This window comes from Flavobacterium foetidum, from assembly GCF_004634245.1.
GTDB classification, from domain to species: Bacteria; Bacteroidota; Bacteroidia; order Flavobacteriales; family Flavobacteriaceae; genus Flavobacterium; species Flavobacterium foetidum.
In genome coordinates, this window is sequence record NZ_SJTF01000013.1 from 1 (window position 1) to 15,890 (window position 15,890).

Annotated in this window: 13 protein-coding genes and 1 tRNA gene; 5 read left to right on the forward strand and 9 right to left on the reverse strand. The window is 35.1% G+C overall.

Translation table 11 applies throughout. The features are described 5' to 3' along the window. Position 1: 1 nt before the first annotated feature. Positions 2-74: transfer RNA gene (locus E0W73_RS16035), tRNA-Gly, on the reverse strand. A 134-nt stretch (positions 75-208) separates the two neighbouring features. Between E0W73_RS16035 and E0W73_RS16040 the strand changes: the two genes are divergently transcribed. Beyond that, entirely contained in the window at positions 209-646 is a 438-nt protein-coding gene (locus E0W73_RS16040; RefSeq protein ID WP_135223061.1) for a GNAT family N-acetyltransferase, read from the forward strand. Between the two features lies 1 nt (position 647). Continuing rightward, positions 648-2,231, forward strand: a complete 1,584-nt coding sequence (locus tag E0W73_RS16045; protein WP_135223062.1) for a L,D-transpeptidase family protein — start codon at positions 648-650, stop codon at positions 2,229-2,231. On the opposite strand, the gene E0W73_RS16050 is transcribed toward E0W73_RS16045, so the two are convergent. Further along, positions 2,220-2,945 carry a murein L,D-transpeptidase catalytic domain family protein gene (locus E0W73_RS16050; RefSeq protein ID WP_135223063.1) on the reverse strand — a complete coding sequence of 242 codons (726 nt, stop codon included), beginning with the start codon at positions 2,943-2,945 and terminating at the stop codon, positions 2,220-2,222. The two genes, E0W73_RS16045 and E0W73_RS16050, sit on opposite strands and share 12 nt — an antisense overlap. 278 nt (positions 2,946-3,223) lie before the next feature. Here E0W73_RS16050 and E0W73_RS16055 point away from each other — a divergent pair, with 278 nt between their 5' ends. Both E0W73_RS16055 and gpmI read left to right on the forward strand, forming a co-directional pair. Further along, complete coding sequence (locus tag E0W73_RS16055; RefSeq protein WP_135223064.1) at positions 3,224-5,650, forward strand: DUF5916 domain-containing protein; 2,427 nt, start codon at positions 3,224-3,226, stop codon at positions 5,648-5,650. Positions 5,651-5,791: 141 nt separating this feature from the next. Next, positions 5,792-7,309 (forward strand): 2,3-bisphosphoglycerate-independent phosphoglycerate mutase, encoded by a 1,518-nt coding sequence (gpmI, locus tag E0W73_RS16060; RefSeq protein WP_135223065.1) that lies wholly within the window; start codon positions 5,792-5,794, stop codon positions 7,307-7,309. A gap of 251 nt (positions 7,310-7,560) precedes the next feature. Here the strand turns inward: gpmI and E0W73_RS16065 are convergent, their stop codons facing one another. From E0W73_RS16065 to E0W73_RS16090, 6 genes are all read right to left on the reverse strand, one after another. After that, complete coding sequence (locus tag E0W73_RS16065; RefSeq protein WP_135223066.1) at positions 7,561-9,429, reverse strand: peptidase U32 family protein; 1,869 nt, start codon at positions 9,427-9,429, stop codon at positions 7,561-7,563. A gap of 170 nt (positions 9,430-9,599) precedes the next feature. Next, complete coding sequence (locus E0W73_RS16070; RefSeq protein ID WP_135223067.1) at positions 9,600-10,193, reverse strand: hypothetical protein; 594 nt, start codon at positions 10,191-10,193, stop codon at positions 9,600-9,602. A gap of 19 nt (positions 10,194-10,212) precedes the next feature. Continuing rightward, positions 10,213-10,788 carry a hypothetical protein gene (locus tag E0W73_RS16075; protein ID WP_135223068.1) on the reverse strand — a complete coding sequence of 192 codons (576 nt, stop codon included), beginning with the start codon at positions 10,786-10,788 and terminating at the stop codon, positions 10,213-10,215. Between the two features lie 177 nt (positions 10,789-10,965). Beyond that, positions 10,966-11,421 carry a ferritin-like domain-containing protein gene (locus E0W73_RS16080; RefSeq protein WP_135223069.1) on the reverse strand — a complete coding sequence of 152 codons (456 nt, stop codon included), beginning with the start codon at positions 11,419-11,421 and terminating at the stop codon, positions 10,966-10,968. Positions 11,422-11,786: 365 nt separating this feature from the next. Beyond that, on the reverse strand, positions 11,787-12,977 hold the full coding sequence (locus tag E0W73_RS16085) for a pyridoxal phosphate-dependent aminotransferase (protein WP_135223070.1): 1,191 nt from the start codon (positions 12,975-12,977) through the stop codon (positions 11,787-11,789). 76 nt (positions 12,978-13,053) lie between these two features. Beyond that, positions 13,054-14,151 carry a fatty acid desaturase family protein gene (locus E0W73_RS16090; RefSeq protein WP_135223071.1) on the reverse strand — a complete coding sequence of 366 codons (1,098 nt, stop codon included), beginning with the start codon at positions 14,149-14,151 and terminating at the stop codon, positions 13,054-13,056. Between the two features lie 107 nt (positions 14,152-14,258). Between E0W73_RS16090 and rsmG the strand changes: the two genes are divergently transcribed. Then, complete coding sequence (gene rsmG / locus E0W73_RS16095) at positions 14,259-14,888, forward strand: 16S rRNA (guanine(527)-N(7))-methyltransferase RsmG (RefSeq protein WP_135223072.1); 630 nt, start codon at positions 14,259-14,261, stop codon at positions 14,886-14,888. A gap of 68 nt (positions 14,889-14,956) precedes the next feature. Here the strand turns inward: rsmG and E0W73_RS16100 are convergent, their stop codons facing one another. Next, positions 14,957-15,688, reverse strand: a complete 732-nt coding sequence (locus tag E0W73_RS16100; protein ID WP_135223073.1) for a hypothetical protein — start codon at positions 15,686-15,688, stop codon at positions 14,957-14,959. Positions 15,689-15,890 lie beyond the last annotated feature (202 nt).

Consider the following 15,890-nt stretch of genomic DNA (forward strand, 5'->3'; position numbering starts at 1 on the left):
GAGCGAAAGACGAGGCTCGAACTCGCGACAACCAGCTTGGAAGGCTGGAGCTCTACCAACTGAGCTACTTTCGCATTGCTGGTGCAAATATAAAAAGAAAGTTAAGTTCAAAACAAGCTTTTTCGCAAAAAAAATCAATAAAAAACAACAATTATTTATAACCTATTTAAAATTAAAAAGTTATAATTTTACAATTTTATTTAATTTTATGAATACCATTAAAGAAATCACTTCTAAAGAAACTTATATTGTCCGCCAACCCGTGCTTAGAAAAGGAAAACCCATCGAAAGCTGTATTTTTGAGGGAGACGATTTACCTACCACGCATCATTTCGGATTGTTTGAAGATAAAAATTTAACAGGAATTATTTCGTTATTCACACAAATCAATTCTATATTTGCCGACGAAAATCAGGCACAGATTCGCGGCATGGCTGTACTCGAAAACCATCAGAAAAAAGGATACGGAGAAGCTTTGGTAACACACTGCGAAAAATTCTGCCAGAGCCAAAACATTGATTTAATTTGGTTTAATGCTAGAACTGCTGCTGTTGGATTTTATAAAAAAATGAATTATCAAATTATTGGCGAGGCTTTTGATATTAAAGATGTCGGAGAACATTATTTGATGTTTAAAAAATTATAATATGAAGAAACTTTACTTTTTGTTAGTATTATCTATTGTTATCAGCTGTAAAAAAGAAGAAAAGAAAAAGCCTTCTTTGTCTAAAAAACCAATACCCGCCATTATACTTACTGACGAAAGAAAAGTCACGATTGACACTGCCGTAATTAACAAATTTAAAAGCGAAACGCTGCAGCAGTTTTATACCGCTTCTGAAAACACCACTGTGTGGGGCAACCTTAAAAAAAGAACTTTTGTTTTGACACAGTTACAAAATTCTGATGCATTAGGCCTAAATCCAGACGATTACAAGATAACGCAGCTAAAAAATTTTGAATCAAGAATAAGCTCACTAAGCGATGCTGACTTGGCCGCATATGACGTACTGCTTACCTACAATTTTGAAAAATATCTAAACCACATTTATAAAGGAAAACTAGACCCAAAAAAGATCTACGGAAACTGGGATTTAGAAGAAAAAACCTTTGACATCAACAATGTACTCATTAAGGCTTTCAACAACAACAAGCTTGACAGTATTGTAGAGAACATTCAGCCAAAAACACTTATTTACAAACAACTTTTAAAAGCGCTGGAAATCATTAATAAATTTCCAGAAGACGACATAAAACTGATTGAAGGCGTTACTAAACTGACCTTAAACGACACCAATCCTGCCTTAGTAACCATCAAAAAAAGATTGATGTATTGGAACGATATGCCTAAAAGGGACAGCTTGAACAAAATTTACGACCAAAAGACCTTTGAGGCCGTAAAAAAATTCCAAGAACGTCATGGCTTAGCCGCTGATGGCGTAATTGGTGTGGGTACAATCAGCGCATTAAACTATTCGAAAGAAAAAAGAAGAGAACAAATTATCGCCAACTTAGAACGCTGGCGCTGGTATCCTTCAGAATTGGTTGAGAACTATTTTATCATCAACATTCCCGATTACAGTCTTAATGTTGTTGAGAACCAAGATACTACTTTAGTTAGAAATATAGCCGTTGGAACTAACAAAAGAAGAACTCCCGTAATTACTTCAAAATTAAGAACGGTTGTCTTTAACCCGACTTGGACCGTTCCGCCGACAATCTTAAAAGAAGATGTTGTTCCGGCAATGAAACGCAACCGTAATTATTTGGCTAAAAAGAACATAACCATTTATGATTCTGCAGGCAATGTAGTAGAACCGCACGCCTGGAACGAAAACAAGCCTAACCGATACCGCTACGTACAAAGTCCCGGATATAATAATTCCTTGGGAGTAATGAAAATCATGTTTCCAAATCATTATAGCGTATACCTGCACGATACAAATCATCGCAACATATTTGGAAGAAGCAACCGATCTTTGAGTTCTGGTTGTGTGCGTGTTGAAAATCCTTTAGAATTGGCGCAACATATTTTAGACGAGGAAGGAACGTGGCCAAAAGACAGAATTGACACCATTATTGCTTCAAAAAAAACCACAAGTGTAAAAATCACAAAAAAATATGCTTTGTACCAGTGGTACTGGACAGCTTGGAGCAAAAAAAATCAGCTCCTGTTCAGAGCTGATATTTATGATTTAGATTCGGGTTTGTACGCTTTATTAAGAAATTAATCTTTCTTCCATTGCAAAACTTCTTGACGGATGATAAATGTACAAACAAGACTTATCTTTAATTAACTGAATTATTTCGTTTGTCAATTCAACAGGAACTGCTGGACAACCTTGGCTTCTGCCTAATCTTTTATGATTTCTGATGAAAGATTCAGACACATAATCTGCTCCGTGCATTACTACGCCTCTTTCGCGTGCATTATCGTTTACACCGTTTTCTAAGCCGTCAAGACGCAAAGAAGCTCCGTGTTTTCCTTGATAAATTTCGCCAGTTGCATAAAAACCTAAACTGCTTTTAAAAGAAGAATTCAAGTTTGAAAATGCTGTTGCAAACTCTTCGCCTGTATTACGTCCGTGAGCCACTAACGAATTAAACAAAACGGTATTCGTACTTAGATCGATAACCCACAAACGTTTTGTGTTTGAAGACATGCTGAAATCAATAAGAGTTAAAATGTTCTTTTTGATCACACCTTTTTCTTTCAGGAGGTAAAATCCCTTTAATGCTTCTGTAAAAGTTCTAAGCTCGGGAAGTTTAAAATTGTTCGGATTTAAAGCATTGTAAACGCCTTCGATTTTTGCATCTACAGTTGTTTTCTCAACTTTTGCAATTGTTCTTACTACAGCTGCTTTTTTTAGATCGGGAGTGCTTTTTGAATCTTTTCCAAAAGATAATAACAAAAACACCAATAATGGATAAATTTTGTAAATCATTGAATTTCTTTAGGTTAAACAAAAAATTTGGGTAGAGCAAAAGTATAAAAAAAATATCGGCGACCAAATAAATCTCTGTAAATGAGGGTGTTTTTGTTTAAACTTTAACAATTTTTAAATAAAAAATTAGGACAATGACAAAAATCGATTACTTTTGTTGCGTAATTACCTACAAAAAATATTGATTTTGTGGAAATTATATAAAACCTTAAAATAGAGCTGTAACAAATTTGAAAATCTGTTGTCTATTTTATGTAATACCATTTCCAATTCAACAAATGAAAAAGTTAGTTTTCCTGTGCCTCATCTTTTCAATACATATTTTTGCTCAGAAGAAAACTGTGCGAGCGCAGATCACTTCTCAAAATATTATTGTAGACGGAAAATTAAACGAACCTGTCTGGGAAACTGCCGCAACGGCTTCTAATTTTGTCAACTACGAACCTGATAACGGAAAACCTGAACCAGATAATCAAAAAACCTCTATCAAAATTGTATACGATAATGATGCCATTTATATTGGCGCAATAATGTATGACGACGAACCTGACAAAATTCTCAAAGAAATCTCGCAACGCGACAATTTTGGAACGGCTGACTTATTCGGTGTATTTATTAATGGTTTTAATGACGGGCAACAGGACTTTATGTTTTACGTTTCTGCAGCAGATGTACAAGGTGATTGTATTATGACAGATGCCAACGGAGAGGACTATTCCTGGGATGCGGTTTGGATAAGCAAGGCAACCATTACCGATAAAGGATGGATTGCTGAAATCAAAATTCCTTACTCTGCATTGCGTTTTTCTGCAGAAAATAAACAGACTTGGGGTATTAACTTTTTTAGGGAAGTGAAAAGAACCCGCTATAAATACACGTGGAATTTCGTTGACAATAAACTCGGAACTTTTACGCAGCAGACTGGCGCATTAGAAGGAATCGAAAATATAAAACCTCCTACCCGACTATTTTTTATGCCGTATGCCTCTTATTATCTAAATGCTGGTGCCGGCCAAAAAACTTACGGAACGATGAAAGGCGGCATGGATATTAAATACGGAATCAACGATGCTTTTACAGTTGATGCAATTTTGATTCCGGACTTTGGGCAAACTAAATACGACGACCAGATTTTAAACTTAGGTCCGTTTGAGCAACAATTCAATGAAAACCGGGCTTTCTTTACAGAAGGAACCGATTTGTTCAATAAAGGTAAAATGTTTTACTCTAGAAGAATTGGCGGTCCTCCTTCAGTTGAACCTGATTTGAATGATAATGAAGAAATTATTGAAACTGTTCAAAATGTCAATCTTATCAATGCATTAAAACTTTCAGGAAGAACCAAAGGCGGATTAGGAATCGGAATTCTGAATGCCGTAACAGAAAAAACTTTTGCTACTATAAAAGATACTCTTTCCGGAGAAACAAGACGCGCTGTGGTAGAACCTTTGACCAACTATAATGTTTTGGTTTTGGATCAGCGTTTTCGGAAAAACTCGTCTGTAACATTCATAAATACCAATGTAACCAGAAATGCTCACTACAAGGATGCGAATGTCACAGGACTGGCTTGGGATCTGAATACAAAAGCGAACACATACAGCATATTTGGAAATGCGAAGTACAGCATTATCAATGACATTGAAGATAAAAAAGGATTTTATTCTACTGTAACCTTTGCCGAAACTAGCGGAAAATACCGTTACAGTATTGGAACCGATTTTGTAACCAAAGATTTTGATCCGAATGATTTAGGTATTAATTTTTACACCAACTATTACAACTTTTACGGAAGTGCCAATTACAGAATCCTAAATCCGACAAAACTTTTTAATGCTTTCAGGATCAATTATAATATGTATTCTGAATTTAATAAGGAATCAGGAAAATTGCAGGACAATAATATCAATGCAGACATAAATTTAACTACGGTAAAAAATAACTATTACGGCGGAGGCATAACATTTTATCCTCTTGTAACTTATGATTATTATGAACCGCGAGCAGAAAATAGATATGTTGCCATACCGCGAAGAATCGAAAGCTGGGCAAGTATTTCTACCAATTACAATCATCCGTTTGCGATTGACCTCAACGGAACTTTTAATGTCTTTGATGAAAGCGAACGAATCTCGTACGGTTTTGATATAGGTCCGAGATATCGTTTTAGCGACAAACTGTTGCTTACCTATTTTTTCAGTTATTTCAGAAGAAACAACAACAAAGGATACATCGATAATCTTGATGACGATGAAAACGAAAATACTCCCAATACAATAGTTTTCGCCAATCGAAACGTAATTACATACTCCAACACATTGAGCGGAAAATATGCCGTAAACAGTGCCATGACAATCAATCTGGCTGTGCGCCAATATTGGTCGTATGCAGATAATAAAGATATCTTGCAGTTGCAACAAGACGGAAATCTTACGCCTTACAACCAATACACCGACAATAAAAACTCCAGCTTTTATTCTTGGAACGCCGATTTATCGTACTCCTGGTGGTTTGCACCCGGCAGTCAGCTTTCGGTATTGTACAGAAATAATGCCTCCAATTATGAACGTATTATTGACAAGGATTTTAAAGACAATGTTTCAAGGCTTTTAACAAACGATGCTTTAAAACATATATTCTCAATCAGCGTAAAATACTTTATAGACTATAATGCGGTCAAAAATAAGATTCAAAAAAGAGCTTAGTGTGAATTAATTTTAAAAAATAAAGATTTCTGTAATTAAATTATTATTTTTTGTTACACTTCATTTTATTAAACATAAATGTAACACTGGTTTCTAGTCAAATTTTAGAAATGGCTTATCTTTGTAGAAAACAAAAAAGTAATGAACAAAAAAGTTATCCTTATGATTTTAGACGGTTGGGGAAAATCTCCCGACCCTAAAGTATCCGCAATAGACAATGCAAATGTTCCTTTTATAAACAGTCTTTACAAAAACTACCCGAATGCACAGCTTCGTACCGATGGTCTAAACGTAGGTCTGCCTGAAGGCCAGATGGGAAACAGCGAGGTTGGCCACATGAATCTTGGTGCCGGAAGAATTGTATATCAGGATTTAGCCAAAATTAACTTAGCCGTAGAGCATAAAACATTAGCAAAAGAACAAGTTCTCATAGATGCTTTTACTTATGCCAAAAACAACAATAAAAAAGTACATTTTTTAGGATTGGTTTCAGATGGTGGTGTTCATTCACATACTTCACACCTTCGCGGACTGATTGACGCTTCTCAAGAATATGGTTTAGAAAATGTTTTCGTTCACGCTTTTACAGACGGACGTGATGTTGACCCTAAATCGGGTGCAAAATACATTCACGATTTAGAAGATTACATTAAAGACACTCCCGTAAAAATTGCTTCTATTATTGGTCGTTATTATGCAATGGATCGTGATAAAAGATGGGAACGTGTAAAACTTGCTTATGATTTGGTTGTAAACGGAGTTGGAACTCATTCTACAAACCCTGTTAAGAGTGTTCTTGAAAGCTACGAACATGATGTAACAGATGAGTTTATAGAACCTGTTGTAATGGTTGATGAAAATGCAAAACCGCTTGCTACAATTGTTGAAGGCGATGTTGTTATCTTCTTCAATTTTAGAACAGACAGAGGTCGTGAACTTACAGAAGCGCTTTCGCAGCAGGATTTTCATGAGCAGAATATGCACAAATTGAACTTGTATTATGTTACGCTTACAAATTACGACGAAACATACCAAAACGTAAAAGTGGTTTATAACAAAGACAATATCACAGAAACTCTTGGTGAAGTTTTAGAAAAAGCGGGCAAAAAACAAATCAGAATAGCCGAGACAGAGAAATATCCTCACGTGACATTCTTCTTCTCAGGCGGAAGAGAAGTTCCTTTTGAAGGTGAAGAAAGAATCTTAAGAAACTCTCCTAAAGTAGCAACATACGATTTAAAACCTGAAATGAGCGCTTATGAACTAAAAGATGCTCTCGTTCCTGAATTGAACAAAGGTGAAGTTGATTTTGTGTGCCTAAACTTTGCAAATGGCGATATGGTTGGCCATACCGGAATTATGGAAGCTGCCATAAAAGCTTGCGAAGCCGTTGATGCCTGCGCTAAAGAAGTAATTGAAGCTGCTCTTGCAAATAATTACACCACAATTGTAATTGCCGACCACGGTAACTGCGAAACAATGATTAATCCTGACGGAAGTCCAAATACAGCGCACACTACAAATCCGGTGCCGATTATTTTGGTTGATAAAGATCTGAAAAACATAAACGATGGTGTTCTAGGTGATATCGCTCCTACTATTTTAGAATTAATGGGAGTACAGCAACCAAATGCAATGACCTGTCATTCACTTTTATAAGTTTATTTAAAACAACTCAAAAAAGAGGCAAATTCAAAAATTTGCCTCTTTTTTTTCGCCTTTTTTCATTTCGCCGTAAGAAGATAATCACTCCGAAATCGAAAAAGATTGCCCATTTTCTTTGCGACAATTATTTGAATTCAAAAGGTTATAAGAATAATAAAATAAAAAGGTTCGCAAAATTTAAAAAATCTTTGCGAACCTTTTTTTATGCTTTGCTTTCTTGCGTTAGAAAAACTTTGCGGTAAAAATTAATGAAAATGATCTTCTTCAATCTCAAATTCAGCATCTTTTTCCCAGATTTCCATTTCGCAGGGTTTGCAGTTAAATTTTAGTTTGTATTCCAATTCTCCCTGTTTCAATACTAAAGGCTCTTTTAGTTTGCCTTCCATAGTGTTTCTATGATATTTCGGGCATTTAGCCAATTCGTATTTAATGCAGTATTTGGTCGTCATTACACGAGATTTTCCTGGATCCCACTGCAATTCGAATGCTTTTTCTATTTCGGTAACACCATGGCGCTCGTAGAATTTACGAGCGGTTTTGTTTGATACATTGTACATAAAATCCAATTTGGTTTCTGGATAAGGATGTGACGTTTTTACCAACTGATGCTCTTCACGAACGTAATTTGCCAAACGAATTTCTGACAACTGATCGAAAACATTTCTTCTCATTTCGTTGATTTTTGAAATAGGAAGGAACCAGTTTTCAGAGAACATTACGTTGATTTCGTCGGCACTGTACGGTGTGAAGCCTGTTTTTGCCAATTGCGTTTTAATGTTTTCTTCTATAGATTCGCCTGTTTTCGTTTTTTCTTTTGGATGTTCTAATTTTACGGTGCTTACGTTTCCGTCTTCGTCTGTTGCGATTAATTCAAAACCGTTTTCATTTTCGGTAAGCAATAAAGTAGTTCCTATTTTGCGGATTGCGCTGTCTTCTCTCTCCACAATTTTGATGAAAGCAGCATCATTATTTCGATATATGAAGGTTCCGTCTTTAATTTCTTTTAAAACGTTTGGATATACTTTTCCGTTTTCGGCTTTGTTTACATAGATTCCGTCAGCTTCGTTATTTTCGTTGATAAAACAAAGTCCGTCACCATTGTTCAACAATTCGCCATTTTCGATTTCATAAGCATTTCCAACAGTTCTGACCAATTTGCCAATATATTGTCCTTTTGATTTCGGACTTTCCCAAGAACCGATGGTGTTGTGTCTTTCGTTTACGAAATAATCGGTATAACCACGGTTGAAAGTTCTGTTTAATGCAGAATCAAAAGTATAAGTGCATTTTCCTGAAGAAGCTTTAGTGTATTTATCGCTTCCTTCTAAAAAGCTGTCTAATTTCTGACGTAAATAAGAAACGTTGTTTTTAACGTAAGCCACATCTTTTAATCGTCCTTCGATTTTGAAGGAAACGATTCCAGCTTCAATCAAATTCGGAATCTGATCAGAAACGTCTAAATCTTTAATCGAAAGCAAATGACTGTTTTTGATTAAAGTCTCTCCGTTTCCGTCGATTAAGTTATACGGTAAACGGCAGTTTTGTGCACAAGACCCACGGTTTGCGCTTCGTTCTCCGTTTGCCACACTCATATAACAGTTTCCACTAAAAGATACACATAAAGCTCCTGTTACAAAAAACTCTAACTCGACATCAGCATGGTCGTAGATTTCTTTAATTTGATGAAGGTTTAATTCACGCGCTAAAACCACACGTTTGATTCCAGCATCTTTAAGAAATTTAATTTTATCCGCATCACGATTATTAGCTTGTGTACTGGCGTGAAGGACAATAGGAGGCAAATCCATTTCCATTATCGCCATATCCTGAATGATTAGAGCGTCTACACCAATTTCGTATAAGTCCCATATCATTAAACGACATGTTTCTAATTCGTTATCATACAAAATGGTATTGATAACTACAAAAACCTGAGCATTAAACAAATGTGCATATTTTACTAAGGCAGCAACATCTTCGAGAGAATTGTGCGCATTAGAACGTGCACCAAATTGAGGTGCACCAATATATACAGCATCGGCACCGCTGTTAATAGCTGCCATTCCGCCGATCAAATCTTTTGCTGGAGCTAATATTTCTATTTTCTTCTTCATTTCTAAAACTTTAGCCTTGTGGTATTCACGGAAAAAAGTTTGCAAAGGTCTTATAAATTATTTGAGATTGCTAGAAATGAGACGATTTTTTTTAAAATTGTTAACTCAATATCTTATGATGCTAAATTGATTGGTATGAGATATTGCTTTTTGCAACTAAAAATGGTGCATTATACATAATCTGTATCATTATTCCAATTATTGTAATTTCTCGCAAAATTCAATTGAGCTTCTAAATAGCTTTCTTCTTTTAAATTTTGATATTGATTCAATAAGGGTAGAATTGTTTTATGAAACTGTTCCTTTAGTGATTTGAATTGATTGACATTTTCAATGTAGAATCGATACTTAAATTTTTGTCCATTTTCAATAAATTGAATTGAATTTTCAAATCCGTAATATGATTTTTGGCGTCCGTACATTCTTCCGTCGTATGCGTAGATGCTTATCTTGATTTTTTCTAGATTGCTCCATTGGTGTATTGTGGTCCTTTGATTTTCATTGATTTCAAGACCATTTTCAGAAAAACTGATTAAGATGTCTTTATTTATAATTCCTGAAGGAAGAAATTTGTTTTTTGTAACTGTGTTAAAAATTTTAAAGCAAATTAAGCCAACCAGGGAAAGTAGAAAAAAGATGGCCTGCTTGGTGTTGACAGCATAAATAAAAGGAACAAAAATCAATGAAGTCAAAATGACAACCATAATAACTTCAATTATTGTTGGCTTTTGGTAAATGGCAAGCGGAAATTTTTGCTGGTTCATTTTTTAAGTCTAACTAGAATTATCGATGAAGCGGAAAAGAATATCCAGCTGAAATTGCTCCAAAAGATTGTTTTACAGCTAGACTTGAGTAGAAAGAATATGCAATGTCAAATTTGTTTTTTCGTCCGAGTGCAAGTCCAAAACTGATGGGTATATGTGGTGTAATTCCGTTTTTTTTCTCGTTTATATGATAGGTATAGGTTTTAAACGAGCCTATTGAAGCTCCAATACCAGTTTCTAGATAGGCAGCAAACCACGGAATTGGAGCACAAACACGCACTTTACCTCCAAGAAAAAAGGCATTAGTTTCCGCTTTATATTGTTCAGGATTTTTAATTACATCGTCATGAGTAGAAGTAAAGACTGCCCCTGCATAAGGTCTTATGCTAAACCATTTGGTTAAACCCATTACATATTCTGCATTTGCATAAAAGCCAAAACCAGAAATGTTTTCTAAATTCTCTTCATTATGATGCGGTGTGGTTAATCCGAATCCTATTGAGCCTTTAATAAAATTTCCTGTCGCTTGAGCAGTTATTTGGTGTGAAAAAAATGTTGCGAAAAGAAGGGCAAAACTGCGTAAAATTTGAGTCATAAATGATTTTTTGGTTAAAATTGGTTGTTTGCGAATGTAGGTTTTATTTTTCAATTTAATAGAAACAAAAAAATCATATGACACTCTGAATTCAAGTAAATAAAATTCGGCAAAAAAAAACCACCCAATCCGAAGACTGGGCAGTTTCAAAAAAAAAAGCATGAATCGATCGATCGATTAATTTGCTCTCATTTTAATTTGCGATAAGGTATTCTGAATACTGTTTAATTGCTTTGAAACAACAGAAATTTGACTGTATTCTAAGTGGTTTTCTTCTAATGCCGCTTTGTATTTTTCTATTGCAGCTTCTTCTCCGGTAATGCAGGCATTAATAATGGCTTCGGTATCTCCTCCAGTAAAGGCAGATTTGATATCAATCCAAGTGCGGTGTAAAGCTCCCAATGGTCCTCCTCCAGAAGTATCTGTTGATTTTCCTAACTTGTTAATTTCGTCTTGTAATTCTACAATAAATAAAGCTCTTTCGCGTGCATACTCTAGAAAATCAGTTTTCATTGCTGGGTTTTCTACATGTTCTGCTGCATTTGTATATCCTAGTTTTCCATCTTCAAGAATTGAAATCAATCCTTCTAAAGTTTTAACTGCTTCTTTTGTGGTTTCATCTGTATGTATCATGACTGATAGTTTTTAAAATTAATACATTACAAAGTTGAAGATTTATAAACTGTTATTTCTTACAGGATTACGAGCGAGGTTTTACAATATTGTAGAATGGGAATTTTGAAACTGTTTTTTTCCGCCAACTATTTCTCGAACTTTGCCGCTTGAGTTGTGGATAGCTTATTTTGAAAATGATTCTTCTGGTTTACCGTTTCGCGTGAGGGATAGAAGCGACATCCTTTTGTGGTGGGGTTCACCACAAAAGATATAGCGGATAGCCCGGCCGTAGGACACGCCCAAAGTAAACGCATAAAAAAAGCTTAAGTTTAAAGGTAATGAAACCTTTAAGCCTTAAGCTATTTTAATAAATCTTGAATATGTTACGCAGTCAAAGCTTCTTTGATTCTGCGTAATGCTTCTTTTAAGATATCGTTGCTTGTTGCGTAAGAGAAACGAATACAGTTTGGATTTCCGAAAGCATCTCCTGTTACTGTTGCTACGTTTGCTTCAGCTAAAAGATACATCGAAACATCGTTTGCATCTTTAATTTCGTGTCCTTTTAATGTTTTTCCGAAGAAAGAAGAAACATCTGGGAATACGTAGAATGCTCCTTCTGGAACGTTGATTTTTACGCCTGGGATTTCTTTTAGTAACTCAACTACTAAATCTCTACGGCCGTGGAAAGCCTGAACCATTTCGTTTAATACGCTTGGGTCGGCATCTACTGCAGTGATTGTAGCTCTTTGTGCCACAGAATTTGCACCAGACGTTACTTGTCCTTGAATTTTTGTACACGCTTTTGCGATAAATTCAGGAGCTCCAATATAACCTATTCTGTATCCTGTCATGGCAAATGCTTTTGCAACTCCGTTTACAGTGATTGTTTTTTCTAACATTCCTGGAATAGAACCAATACTGCAGAAAGTTCCTGAGAAATTGATGTGCTCATAAATCTCATCGGCAACTACGTAAATATTTGGGTGTTTTTCTAACACTTTTGCAAGAGCTGTTAATTCTTCTCTGCTGTAAACAGATCCAGATGGATTACATGGAGAAGAAAACCACATCATTTTTGTTTTTGGTGTGATGGCAGCTTCTAATTGTTCTGGAGTGATTTTGAAATCACTTTCAACAGAAGTTGGAACCTCAACTGGAACTCCTCCAGAAAGTTTTACGATTTCGAAATAAGAAACCCAATAAGGTGCTGGTAAAATAACCTCGTCACCATCGTTTAACATTACTTGTGCAATGTTGTATAAAGATTGTTTTGCTCCTGTAGAAACTACGATTTGAGATGGTTTGTAATCTAAATCATTGTCTCTTTTGAATTTTCTGCAAATAGCTTCTTTTAATTCTAAGTAACCATCTACTGGAGAATATGTACTGTAATTTTCGTCGATTGCCTTTTTAGCAGCTTCTTTGATAAAGTCTGGAGTATTGAAATCAGGCTCTCCCAAACTTAAACTGATAATGTCTTTTCCTTGTGCTTTTAATTCTCTTGCCAAAGCGGCCATTGCTAATGTCTGCGAAGTAGCAAGATTGTTGATTCTGTCCGAAAGAATATGGTTCATTATAAAAATTTTGAATGTCCTTAATTTGCTGTGCTGTTTTAAGGAAGGTTAATTATTAATAGATTTTTTTTAGTTTTTATACGGCTAATTCCGGTTTCATTCCCAAATCACGCAAGTGCTTAAAGTGAGCAATTACTGCACTTCGCATAGTTTTATATTCATAGTAAGGCAAATTGCACTCTCTTGCGGTTTCTTTTACGATTTTTGCAATTTTACCGTAATGAATATGACTGATATTTGGAAAAATATGATGTTCGATCTGATGGTTCAACCCACCTGTGTACCAATTTACAATCGCATTTTTTGGCGCAAAGTTGGTTGTTGTGTACAATTGATGAATTGCCCAAGTGTTATCCATTTCTCCTAAATCGTTTGGTGTTGGATTTGTAGTATGGTCTACAACGTGAGCCAATTGAAACACAATACTCAAGATTAGTCCTGCAGTGTAGTGCATAACGAAAAATCCTAGAAGTACTTTCCACCATGTAATTCCGATAAGAATCGGAAGAATAATCCAGATTGAAAGGTAAATTACTTTAGTAATGATTAAAGTTGTCCAAAGAATCTTAGGGCTTTTAGGTTCTCCGTAAGATAATTTTCTTTTAAGGTAATTGCGCATCTGCTTAAAATCTGTTGTAAGCGCCCAGTTGAAAGTCAATAGGCCATACAGGAAAACAGAATAGTAATGCTGAAAACGGTGAAAACGATGCCATTCTGCATGTTTTGTAAAACGAATGATTCTACCAGCATCTAAATCTTCATCATGCCCAGGAATATTGGTATAAGTATGGTGTAATACATTGTGCTGTACTTGCCAGTTGTAAACATTTCCTGCCAGAACGTAGATGGTGCCGCCCATAAATTTATTAATCCAGTTTTTAGTAGAATACGAGCCGTGGTTACCATCGTGCATCACATTCATTCCAACCCCTGCCATTCCAATTCCGATTACGACTGAAAGCAACAGCATAACCCAAAATGGCATTTCAAGCGTTAAGATTAAAAAGTATGGTGTTAAAAAAACAGCAAAAAGTATAACAGCCTTAAGGTGTAGTTTCCAGTTTCCTGTTTTTTTGATATTGTTTTCTTTGAAATAATTGTTTACCCGAGAGTTAAGTGTCCTGAAGAACTTCAGATTATCTTGCCTTGCAAATGTAGGTGCGTTGTTATTCATAATTATTTTAAATAGATTTCAAAGGTAATTATTATAAATTTTCAATTTGCAAAATTGAGTTAAATATTTCAATCGTAAAGTAGTACTTTTGTTAAAAATTTACTGCAATGGATGAGATATTGAAATATTTTCCCAATTTGACCGATATTCAGATTGAGCAATTTCAAAAATTAGACTTTTTATACCACGATTGGAACGAAAAAATCAATGTTATTTCTCGTAAGGATATTGATTCACTATATACCAAACACATTTTGCATTCTTTAGGAATTGCCAAGGTGATGAAATTCGAACCAGGAACAACGGTTTTAGATGTTGGAACCGGCGGAGGCTTTCCTGGAATTCCGTTAGCGATTCTTTTTCCCGAAACTCGTTTTTATCTTATTGATGTTATTGCAAAAAAAATAAAAGTTGTTCAGGGTGTTGTAGATGCATTGGAATTGAAAAATGTAAAAGCAGAGCAAAAACGTGCCGAATTGGTAAAAGGCGACTTCGATTTTATCGTGAGCCGTGCCGTAACCAATATGCCCGATTTTGTTTCTTGGATTAAGGATAAAATCAAAAAACAGCACAAGCATACTTTAAAAAACGGAATTCTGTACCTAAAAGGAGGTGATTTGACCGAAGAATTGAAAGACTTTCCGAATGCAACCTTATATGATCTAGCAGATTATTTTGAAGATGAATTCTTTGAAACGAAAAAAGTGGTGCATCTCCCTTTAAAGTTTAAACCCTAAAAACAGATAACCCGGATAGAACAACAATCTTCCGGGTTATTTTTTGAATGAATAAAAACTACTAAAAATTAAGAATGAATTCTGGAAAGGTTTAAAAACTGATTGGCCTGGTAATTTAAGTTATCAATAAAACCATGAATCGCATCTTCTGAGGCTTGATTCGTAAGTTTGAATTCAGAATCAAAGAAGAAATCGCGGCATATTACAGGTTCATTTGAAGAATCATAAACACTTTCATCCATATCGTCTAATTCTAAATTTTGATACTCGCACGGATAAAAACAAATTAATTCTACCATTACACGATTAAACCAGCGGTCAAAAACTTTCTTTTTAGGGGTAATGTGGCGCGCTAGCAATACTAATCCGACAAGTTCATTCTGCAGATAATAAGAACCTTTTCGGTACAAGGTGTCTATCATTCTCACATTCATATGAGCAATCCATAAAGGACCATTAACACTTCCCGAAGCTGGAATCTCAAAATCGGTGTCAAACAACAGCGGATTTGTTTTTTCAGGATTATCTATAGAACACCAAAGTGCTTCAATACGTTTTTGAGTATCATGTGTTTCTGTTACGCATCCGGTAAAACGCCAATAAATCCATTCTAATAAGGCCGCAGCTAGTCCAACAGAAGCTTTGTGGTTAATTTGCATTAATAGGTTTTCTAAGTCTTCATTTTCATCAAGAGGATCGAGTAATTCGTTTATTTTCTTTTTATTCCACTTAAAATCAATTGCATGGCCAATACTTTTTGATTCTAAAATGACTTTAGGAACATTGTTTAAATTTCTCATAGGCTTTAATTGTTCAGATTTTATTAATTGATTTTCGTGAGACAAATGTATCGTGATGTTTTTTTCTGAAATGGAACAAGAAGTTTTTAAAATATCAAAATAAGCTTTTTTGAACAGCTATCTCATTGGAAATCAATAAAATAAGAAAATTACTACAAATCATTTACACGTTGCTTTAAGAAGGATAATTTTGTTTGTGAAG